Origin of the sequence: uncultured Streptococcus sp., assembly GCF_963525625.1 — a bacterium.
Taxonomy (GTDB): domain Bacteria; phylum Bacillota; class Bacilli; order Lactobacillales; family Streptococcaceae; genus Streptococcus.
Genome location: NZ_CAURLD010000012.1, coordinates 57,907 through 66,485, shown reverse-complemented (window position 1 = coordinate 66,485; position 8,579 = coordinate 57,907). Strand labels below are relative to the sequence as shown.

Annotated in this window: 10 protein-coding genes; all 10 read right to left on the bottom strand. The window is 44.6% G+C overall.

Annotation, left to right across the window (positions count from 1 at the left end; genetic code table 11):
* Positions 1-236 precede the first annotated feature (236 nt).
* Positions 237-995 carry an ABC transporter ATP-binding protein gene (locus RYK49_RS07985; RefSeq protein ID WP_002893934.1) on the bottom strand — a complete coding sequence of 253 codons (759 nt, stop codon included), beginning with the start codon at positions 993-995 and terminating at the stop codon, positions 237-239.
* Positions 992-1,858, bottom strand: a complete 867-nt coding sequence (locus RYK49_RS07980) for an ABC transporter permease (RefSeq protein WP_002899165.1) — start codon at positions 1,856-1,858, stop codon at positions 992-994. Before RYK49_RS07980 ends, RYK49_RS07985 begins: the two co-directional genes overlap by 4 nt.
* A gap of 97 nt (positions 1,859-1,955) precedes the next feature.
* Positions 1,956-2,453 (bottom strand): carbonic anhydrase, encoded by a 498-nt coding sequence (locus tag RYK49_RS07975; RefSeq protein ID WP_314830812.1) that lies wholly within the window; start codon positions 2,451-2,453, stop codon positions 1,956-1,958.
* Between the two features lie 148 nt (positions 2,454-2,601).
* Positions 2,602-3,297, bottom strand: coding sequence for a TIGR00266 family protein (locus RYK49_RS07970; RefSeq protein WP_002920350.1), 696 nt, complete (start codon positions 3,295-3,297; stop codon positions 2,602-2,604).
* A gap of 111 nt (positions 3,298-3,408) precedes the next feature.
* Positions 3,409-4,125 carry a TIGR00266 family protein gene (locus tag RYK49_RS07965; RefSeq protein ID WP_314830814.1) on the bottom strand — a complete coding sequence of 239 codons (717 nt, stop codon included), beginning with the start codon at positions 4,123-4,125 and terminating at the stop codon, positions 3,409-3,411.
* A gap of 117 nt (positions 4,126-4,242) precedes the next feature.
* Positions 4,243-5,610 carry a DNA repair protein RadA gene (gene radA, locus RYK49_RS07960; RefSeq protein ID WP_080557169.1) on the bottom strand — a complete coding sequence of 456 codons (1,368 nt, stop codon included), beginning with the start codon at positions 5,608-5,610 and terminating at the stop codon, positions 4,243-4,245.
* Positions 5,611-5,615: 5 nt separating this feature from the next.
* Positions 5,616-6,248 (bottom strand): methyltransferase domain-containing protein, encoded by a 633-nt coding sequence (locus RYK49_RS07955; protein WP_314830815.1) that lies wholly within the window; start codon positions 6,246-6,248, stop codon positions 5,616-5,618.
* Between the two features lie 52 nt (positions 6,249-6,300).
* The gene (locus RYK49_RS07950; RefSeq protein WP_002917789.1) at positions 6,301-6,816 is read right to left on the bottom strand and encodes a histidine phosphatase family protein; all 516 of its coding nucleotides are present in this window, start codon (positions 6,814-6,816) and stop codon (positions 6,301-6,303) included.
* Between the two features lies 1 nt (position 6,817).
* Complete coding sequence (locus RYK49_RS07945; RefSeq protein WP_314830831.1) at positions 6,818-7,261, bottom strand: dUTP diphosphatase; 444 nt, start codon at positions 7,259-7,261, stop codon at positions 6,818-6,820.
* Positions 7,262-7,358: 97 nt separating this feature from the next.
* On the bottom strand, positions 7,359-8,504 hold the full coding sequence (locus RYK49_RS07940; protein ID WP_314830816.1) for a site-specific integrase: 1,146 nt from the start codon (positions 8,502-8,504) through the stop codon (positions 7,359-7,361).
* Positions 8,505-8,579: the final 75 nt, after the last annotated feature.

Here is an 8,579-nt window from a genome sequence, read left to right as displayed (position 1 = left end):
TTTACGAGCATTTAAGAAAATATAAAAAGATAATTAGAAATTTATACTTTGTTTATAACAAAAAAACCGCAATCAAGCGGTTTTTATTCATCTATTAGGGCAATTTGAAGAAAAAGGACATAGTCCTATTTAACAAAGAACTAGAGCCTTTTGAACATTAATTGTCTAACTTTGTGGGAGCAGTACATTATTTAGTACATATTCTTTCTCTTGTTTTTACAAAACTCTGAGCAAGCCTATTCAAACAAGCCATAGTAATCTGCGATGGTCATCTTGGCTTTCTCGTTTTTGTTTAAGTCCTGAATAATCTGCCCGTCTTTCATGACGATTAGTCGGTTGCCGTATTTGAGGGCATCCTCCATGTGATGGGTAATCATGAGAGCTGTGAGGCGGTCACGATTGACAAATTCATTGGTCAGCTCCATCAAGGCTACACTGGTCTTAGGATCCAGTGCTGCAGTATGCTCATCCAGAAGCAAAAGCTCTGGTCGCTTGAGCGTTGCCATGAGCAGGCTCAAAGCCTGTCTTTGCCCGCCAGAGAGAAATTCAATCGGCGTATCCAGATGTTTGTCCAGACCATTACCGATTTTCTCAATCGTCGCCTGAAACTCTTCCCTGTAGCTGTTGAGCCCACGGGGCACCAAGCCACGCTTTTCGCCTCGGAATTTGGCAATGAGAAGATTTTCCGCCACTGTCATCCGCGGAGCCGTTCCCATCTTAGGATCCTGAAAGACACGGGACAGGTACTTGGCTCGCTTTTCTGGTGAAAAATGAGTGACATTTTCCCCCAAGATATGAATGCTGCCACTGGTCAGAGGGAGAGTGCCGGCAATAACATTGAATAGGGTCGACTTTCCTGCACCGTTTCCACCTAAAATCGTAATAAAATCATGCTCGTGAATGTCTAAAGAAACATCATTTAGGATGATTTTTTCTTCATCAAAGCCGCTCTTTACAAGCTTGGTTGCATTTCTTAATTCTACAATCGCTGTCATTTGCTTAATTTGGCTCCTTTAAAGAATTTATTTTTCAGGGTTGGAATCATGAGACAGACGGCCAGAATCACCGCGCTGTAGAGACGAAGATAGTTAGTATTAAAGCCGAGAGCAATGACGCCCCAGATCAAGAACTGATAGGCAATCGCACCAACTACAATGGTAATCAGACGCTCTGCCAAGGTCAGACTATGGAAGAGCACCTCGCCAATGATAAGACTGGCCAGACCGACAACAATCACTCCAATCCCACGGGACACATCTGCATAACCTTCCTGCTGGGCAATCAGTGCCCCAGCCAGAGCAATCAAGCCATTTGACAGAATCAGTCCCATCAACTCCATACGACCAGTATTGATACCAAAACTGCGAGCCATATCCGGATTATCTCCGGTCGCGATATAGGCCTGCCCTAGCTTGGTATCCAAGAAAAAGAGCAGGGCTGCAATCACCAGACTGACAAAAATCAAACCAGTCAAAAGGTCATTGACTTCCCCTGAAAAAGGCAGAATATCCTGAATCTTACTGCTGCCTAAAAGCCCCAGATTGGCACGGCCCATCAGCATCAGCATGATAGAGTGGCAGGAGGTCATGACCAAAATCCCAGAAAGCAGAGTCGGAATTTTCCCCTTGGTATAGAGCAGACCTGTCACGGCACCCGCAGCACAGCCCGCTAAAACGGCTGCTGCTGTTGCCAGAAAAGGATTGACTCCTTTGGTAATCAAGGTAACAGCCACCGCCCCGCCCAAGGGGAAGGAGCCTTCTGTCGTCATATCAGGAAAACCCAGAATCCGGAAGGTCATAAAAATACCTAGACCTAGGACGGCCCAAACCAGTCCCTGAGAAATAATGGAAAGAATCATAACATTGTCCTAACTAATTAAAATCGTTTCTCTATTTTAACATAAAAAAGGAGCCAATTTCAATGCTGATGCGCAGACAAAGAAATTGACTTCCTAACTATTCCTCAACAACTGTCATTCGACCAGTATCTACATCATAAACCGCACCTGAGATTTTTACATCAGCTGGGATCAGCGGCGACTGCCTCAGCAAGGCCATATCCTCACGCACACTTTCCTCTACATCTGTAAAGGGCAAAAAGTCCTGTTCGCTGACATCGACACCTAGCTCTTTATGAAGATAGGCCGTAAAATCTTCATTCTTAAAGGTCTGTGCCCCGCAGTCTGTATGATGCAAAACCACGATTTCCCGCGTTCCTAGCTGCTGCTGAGAGATGACCAGTGAGCGAATCATGTCCTCCGTCACCCGACCGCCGGCATTTCGCAAGATATGGGCATCTCCTAGTGCCAGTCCCAGAGCCTGAGCCACGTGGAGCCTAGAGTCCATGCAGGTCACGATAGCTACCTTGGTCTTGGGCTTGATCGGCAGATGTGCCGTTCCATGCAGATCGACATAAGCTTGATTGGCCTTCATAAAATTTTCAAAATATGACATTCTTTCCCCTTACTGGTACTTTGATATTCAAATAATTTTATATTATCTTACCATCTTTTCTGCTATTTGTCAGCTGTCCGCTTTGTTATAAAAAACTAGGACAGATAAATCCAGCATTTAGCCTAATCTTCTGTCCTAGTTTTATTTCTTATGAGCTTCTTGGAATAAACTTGCTGAGTGAGCCTGCAAAGGTTTGAAGATTGAGACTTTGAACATAGACTTCACCAGTACCTTGGAAGGTGTTGACCACTCCTTCACCTGTTCCGATAGACTGCCAGAAGCCATTTTCCAGATGGATGTTATAGTTCAAAGATTGGCTCCAAGCTACTACATGGGCATTGTCAATAGTCACTTCTTGGTTATGAAGCTCAATTTTCTTAATAGATCCAAAGGCATTGGCCAAAAGAGTGCCCTGGCCTTGGGTTGTCATGACGAAGAGACCGCCTTGGCCGCCGAATAGTGCTTTCCCAACAGACTGGCGCTCCATGGTATAGTAAGCCGTACCATCAAGGGCAAGAAAGGCACCGTCATTGAGCCGGTATTGTTTTTCGCCTAGCTGAAGAGGAATAACCTGACCAGGAGAATCTGGTGCCAAAGCAAGGTAACCATTGTCAGACTGGGCAACAGCCTGGGTAATAAAGGTACTTTCGCCAGAAACCATCGAACGTCCCACAGCCTTGACAAAACGTCCCAAACCAGAACCGCTAGCATTGAGCTGGGTATTCAGAGTCACATTTGGCGTGTGGTAGACCATGCTGCCACGCTGAATAAAGACGGTTTCTCCTTGATTGAGCGACAACTCTACCAAAGGAAACTGCATATTACTGTCCATAGAAAATCGCATAAGAAATGCCTCCTTCTTATTATGACTTGATTATAACATTTTCCTACATTTTGAACAAAGGAAAACTGAAGAATCCAAAAAAAGAGACCCTCCAGTCTCTTCTGAAATTTTTCAAGAATTGTCAATATTCAGGTGTGGGCGAAGAACATTTGCAAAGGTTTCAACATTGAGACTTTGGATGTAAATTTCCCCAGTTCCATAGAAGGTATTAACCACTCCTTCACCAGTTCCCATGGACTGCCAGAAACCATTTTCTAAATGAATATCATATTCCAACTCTCGACTCCATGCTACTACGTGAGCATTGTCAATCGTTATCCTATCATTATGCAGCTCGACCTTTTGAATCGAGCCAAAGGAATTTACCAAGAGTGTCCCCTGACCTTGGGTACTCATCACATAAAAGCCCCCTTGGCCACCAAAGAGAGCTCGACCTACCGACTGCCTCTCCAAAGTATAAGAGGCAGAACCATCCATAGCCAGAAAAGCTCCATCATTAAGGCGGTATTGCTTTTCGCCCAGTTCCAGAGCAACAATCTGACCAGGTACATTAGGTGCTAAGGCTAGACGACCGTTATTTGATTGAGCAGTTGCTTCAGTGATAAACACTCCTTCGCCAGAAGCCATAGAACGGCCCACAGCTTGGATTGCCTTACCAAAGATTGATTGAGACTCTGCATTCACTTTGGCGTTCAGGATAACGTTGGGAGTGTGGTATATCATGCTCCCAGTCTGAATACGAACAGACTCTGATACATCTAAGGTAATCTCCGCCAAGGGAAATTGAGCATTATTGGTAATAGAAACATTCATACGATGATCTACCATAGTTAATGAACCTCCTAAAAAGTCCGGAAAAACAACTTATAGGAGCTTTCCAGACAAATCCTAATTTTTTCTAGCAATATTATAGCACGCGCAATAACTTTTCGCAATACTGTTAAATCAGGAAAATACTTTCTTTAAGACTTCTCCAATCGTCGTCACACCGATGACTTGGATATTGTCTGGAACTTTGAGACCGTTCAGAGAGTTTTTAGGAGCGTAGACTTTGGTGAAGCCCAGCTTTGCTGCTTCGTTGATGCGCTGCTCGATGCGATTAACCCGACGGATTTCACCAGTCAGGCCGATTTCACCGATAAAGCACTCTTGAGGATTGGTAGGAAGATCCTTGTAGCTGGAAGCAATGGCTACTGCTACTGCCAAATCAATCGCTGGCTCATCTAGCTTGACGCCGCCAGCTGATTTGAGATAGGCATCTTGATTTTGCAGGAGGAGTCCTGCCCTCTTTTCCAGAACTGCCATGATGAGGCTGGCTCGGTTAAAGTCTAGACCAGTCGTGGTTCGCTTGGCATTGCCAAACATGGTCGGTGTCACCAAAGCCTGCACCTCTGCCAAAATCGGCCGCGTCCCTTCCATGGTTACAACGATGGAAGAGCCTGTCGCGCCGTCCAGCCGTTCTTCCAGAAAGACTTCACTGGGGTTGATAACCTCAACTAGCCCGCCAGATTGCATTTCAAAAATGCCAATCTCATTGGTGGAGCCAAATCGGTTTTTAACTGCTCTCAAGATACGGAAAGTGTGCTGACGTTCGCCCTCAAAATAAAGCACAGTATCCACCATGTGCTCCAGAGTCCGAGGACCAGCTAAGGTTCCTTCCTTGGTCATGTGACCAACGATAAAGGTCGCGATATTATTAGTCTTGGCTAGCTGCATAAGCTCAGCTGTCACCTCACGGACCTGAGAAACAGAGCCTTGAACGCTGGAAATTTCCGGCGACATAACCGTCTGGATGGAGTCAATAATCAGAAAATCTGGCTTGATTTTCTCAATCTCCGTGCGGATGTTTTGCATATTGGTCTCAGCATAGAGATAAAATTCACTGTCAATATCACCGAGGCGTTCCGCCCGCAGCTTAATCTGCTCAGCTGATTCCTCCCCGCTGACATAAAGGACTGTGCCCTGATGAGAAAGCTGGGTGGATACCTGCAGAAGCAGGGTGGATTTCCCGATACCGGGATCCCCGCCAATCAGAACTAGACTACCAGGCACTACGCCGCCACCCAGCACACGATTGAACTCGTCCATTTCCGTCTTGGTCCGATTGACATCAATCGAAGTGACCTCAGCCAGCTTCATGGGCCGGGTCTTTTCGCCTGTCAAGGAAACACGGGCATGCTTGACTTCTGCAGCTTCTACTTCCTCAACGAAAGAAGACCACGCTCCACAATTAGGACAGCGGCCGAGATACTTGGGCGAATGATATTCACAATTTTGACAGACAAAGGTTGTTTTTTTCTTAGCGATGGTGATTCTCCTTATTTTCTAATAATCCAAACAAAAGTAGATAAGACCTGACAAACTTGCTCTATGTTAGTAAAGCCAGCCTCTTCTAGTAGGTTTGCAACTTCTTGAGGCGAGAGGGTATTCATCAAACTAGCTTGATTCTCATAAGTACGCTGAATTTGTTGCTGATTGGCTCCTAGCTCTGAAGCAAGTGTTTTCCAATAGCCCAGTTGCTGGTTGGAAAAAAAGCTAAGAATCAGAAGGCCACCGTCATTTAAAGAGTCATAAATTTTTCGAAGAAAAAAGCTGGGATTTTCAACAAACTGCAACACTAGCAAGCAAGAACAAATCTGATAATCAGAGGGCAGTATTGCTTTTTCAAATCGACTATTAAGATACTCCGCTTGAGGCAGATAAACCTGTCTTTTAAGCTCTTGCAGCATCGCCTCACTTGGCTCCACAACAGTCAACCCTGCCTTAGGAAATAAGGATGCCAAACCATTCAACTCATCCGTCTGGCTTGCTAAAGCTAACACCTTATCGACTTTTAAACTGGGGGCTAATCTAAGCAATACTCCTCGGAAAATCACATCTAGCATCACATCGTAGCCTGGAATTTTCTGACGAATTTCTGTTGCATAATCCTTGCTCTTAAATTCTTTCATATTTTCTTCTATCTCTAAATCCTTTTGTTAAGATTCTTTTTACGACGAAACATTAAAACTTCAGTTCATATTCAACAAACTGGCAAAAATCAATCTGCTGATCAGCTACAAACTGGCGGATGAGCATGCGATGGGCTACAAGAGCTACCGTCTCGTAGTCTCTGTATTTGCTTAAGGCACTGAAAAAGCGGGCTTTCATCTGCTCAGATGTTTCATACTGGATAGGACTTCTTGCAGGAAGTTCTCCACTATTTTCAAAAAATAACTTCCGAGCCTGCTCAAACTTTTCTGTCCCACTCTCATATACCTGCCATTCATGCAGCAAAGGCTCCACAAAAAGCGGCAGTTGGCGGTCTCGAATCAAATAGGAGGCCGTCTCCAAAGCCCGCGTCACAGAAGAGGAGATCAAAATTTCCGCCTGTTCTAGCAAAGGATTAGCAGCTGCCTCTGTCGCCATCCGACGACCAGCAGCCGACAAGGGAGCCAAATCTAGTCCAAAGCCAGTGTAACCAGCCTCTTCCAAAAGTGAATAATCTGGCTCTCCGTGGCGGATAAAAATGATTTTCATACTAATGTCCTGTCGATCCAAATCCGCCAGTCCGCACGCCTTCTGCTTCATCTCCATCTGCAATCAGAAATGGTGCAAAGACAGCCTGAACTACACGGTCGCCAACTTCGAGGATCACTTCCTGATCAGTGATGTTTTTCATCTGAGCAAAGATATGCCCTTCGTTTCCAGGATTACCATAGTAGTCGCCGTCAATGACCCCAACGGAGTTAATCAAGACCAAGCCTTTTTTACGAGGATTGGACGAGCGGTCGTAAAGATAAAGCACCTCACCCGGCTGCATATAGGCCTTGACACCAGTCGGAACCAGCTTGATCTCCCCTGGCGCAATAGGGGTGCGCTCTGCCACTTTCAAATCGTAGCCAGCTGCGTGAGCCGTCTCTCTCTTAGGCAGCAAATCTTCATTTGTAAAGCTGGATACCAGCTCGAATCCGCGAATTCTCATCATCTTTTCTTTTGTTATCCTTTCAAACGTTGATTTAATAAGGTTTATAACCTTTGTAAGTAAGTTGTTTTACCAAATTGTTCACCTTTTTGTGGACTTATAGATTATTTATAGCTTTTTCATAATATGAAACAGCTTCTTTTTCTTTGTCCTGGGAGAGGTGACTATACACATCTAAGGTCATGGATATATTAGAATGTCCTAACCTATATTGCAACTCCTTGTAGCTGATACCAGCATTCAGCAATAAACTAGCATGAGTATGGCGGAAAGCGTGACAAGTAAATCGTGGGATACCCAAAGTCTCGCAACGCTTGTCAATAATTTGCTGGAGAGAATGCCTTGGCAGATAATCCCTCACCGTAGTCGCAAAGACAACAGACGGAGCCTGAGCCCCAACTTCTAAAAATATAAGGCGCTGACGATTCTGATACTGTCTCAGCATGAGCGTAGTTTTAGAATCTATGCTTATTTTTCTAGTACCTGCTTTTGTCTTTGTTTCCCCTATCATCCGAATTTCTTGGCTGTAGGTTTTATTGATCGTGATAGTCTTTTCCTTTAGGTCGATATCCGACCATTCCAGGGCCGTCAACTCTCCTATGCGGCAGCCTGTGGCCAGTAGCAACTTAAAGACCACAAAGCGGTAATAATGCTTGTAGCTCTTTGTAGATAGTTTTTCAGCATAATCAATAAACGCCTTTAAGTTATCTGGCTCTATGAACTTAACAGCTTCTCTGCCTTTCTTTTGCTTCTTAGGCAGAATCACATCACGCCCAGGGTTAGACGTCAGCAATTGCAATGTTACACCATGCTGCAGTATTCTCCTGTTAATTGAGTTGATTTCCTTGAAATTCACAAGTTTAGGAGCTAACTGATTTATAAACTCTTGAATACCGCTAGGCGTTATCTTGTCAATCTTCATACTCCCAAACTCAGGGATAAGATGATGGTTGACACGTCTCCTGGTCACAGCAAATGTTTGCGGTCTAACTGTAAGCTTGTGACTTTCTAGCCATAGGGCAGCAAGCTCTTTATAAGTCTTGACCTGTACTGCCTTTTTGACTGTAGATCCATTAGATTTAAAATTAAACTGCGCTTGCTGGGCTTTGCTCTTGACCTCTTTCCTTGTCCGTCCAGTGATACTTGTCTTTACTTTTTTACCAGTAACCTTGTCAACTCCTAGATAGACGCTAGCTCGGTAAACGGTGGTACCGTTTTTCTTTTTGACTTCTGTAATCTTCATTAGTTCCCCTTTCTTTTCATCAGCAGGCAAGCCGTAAGGGTTTTAAGAAAGGGTAAAGTGGAGCCAGGGCGTTGT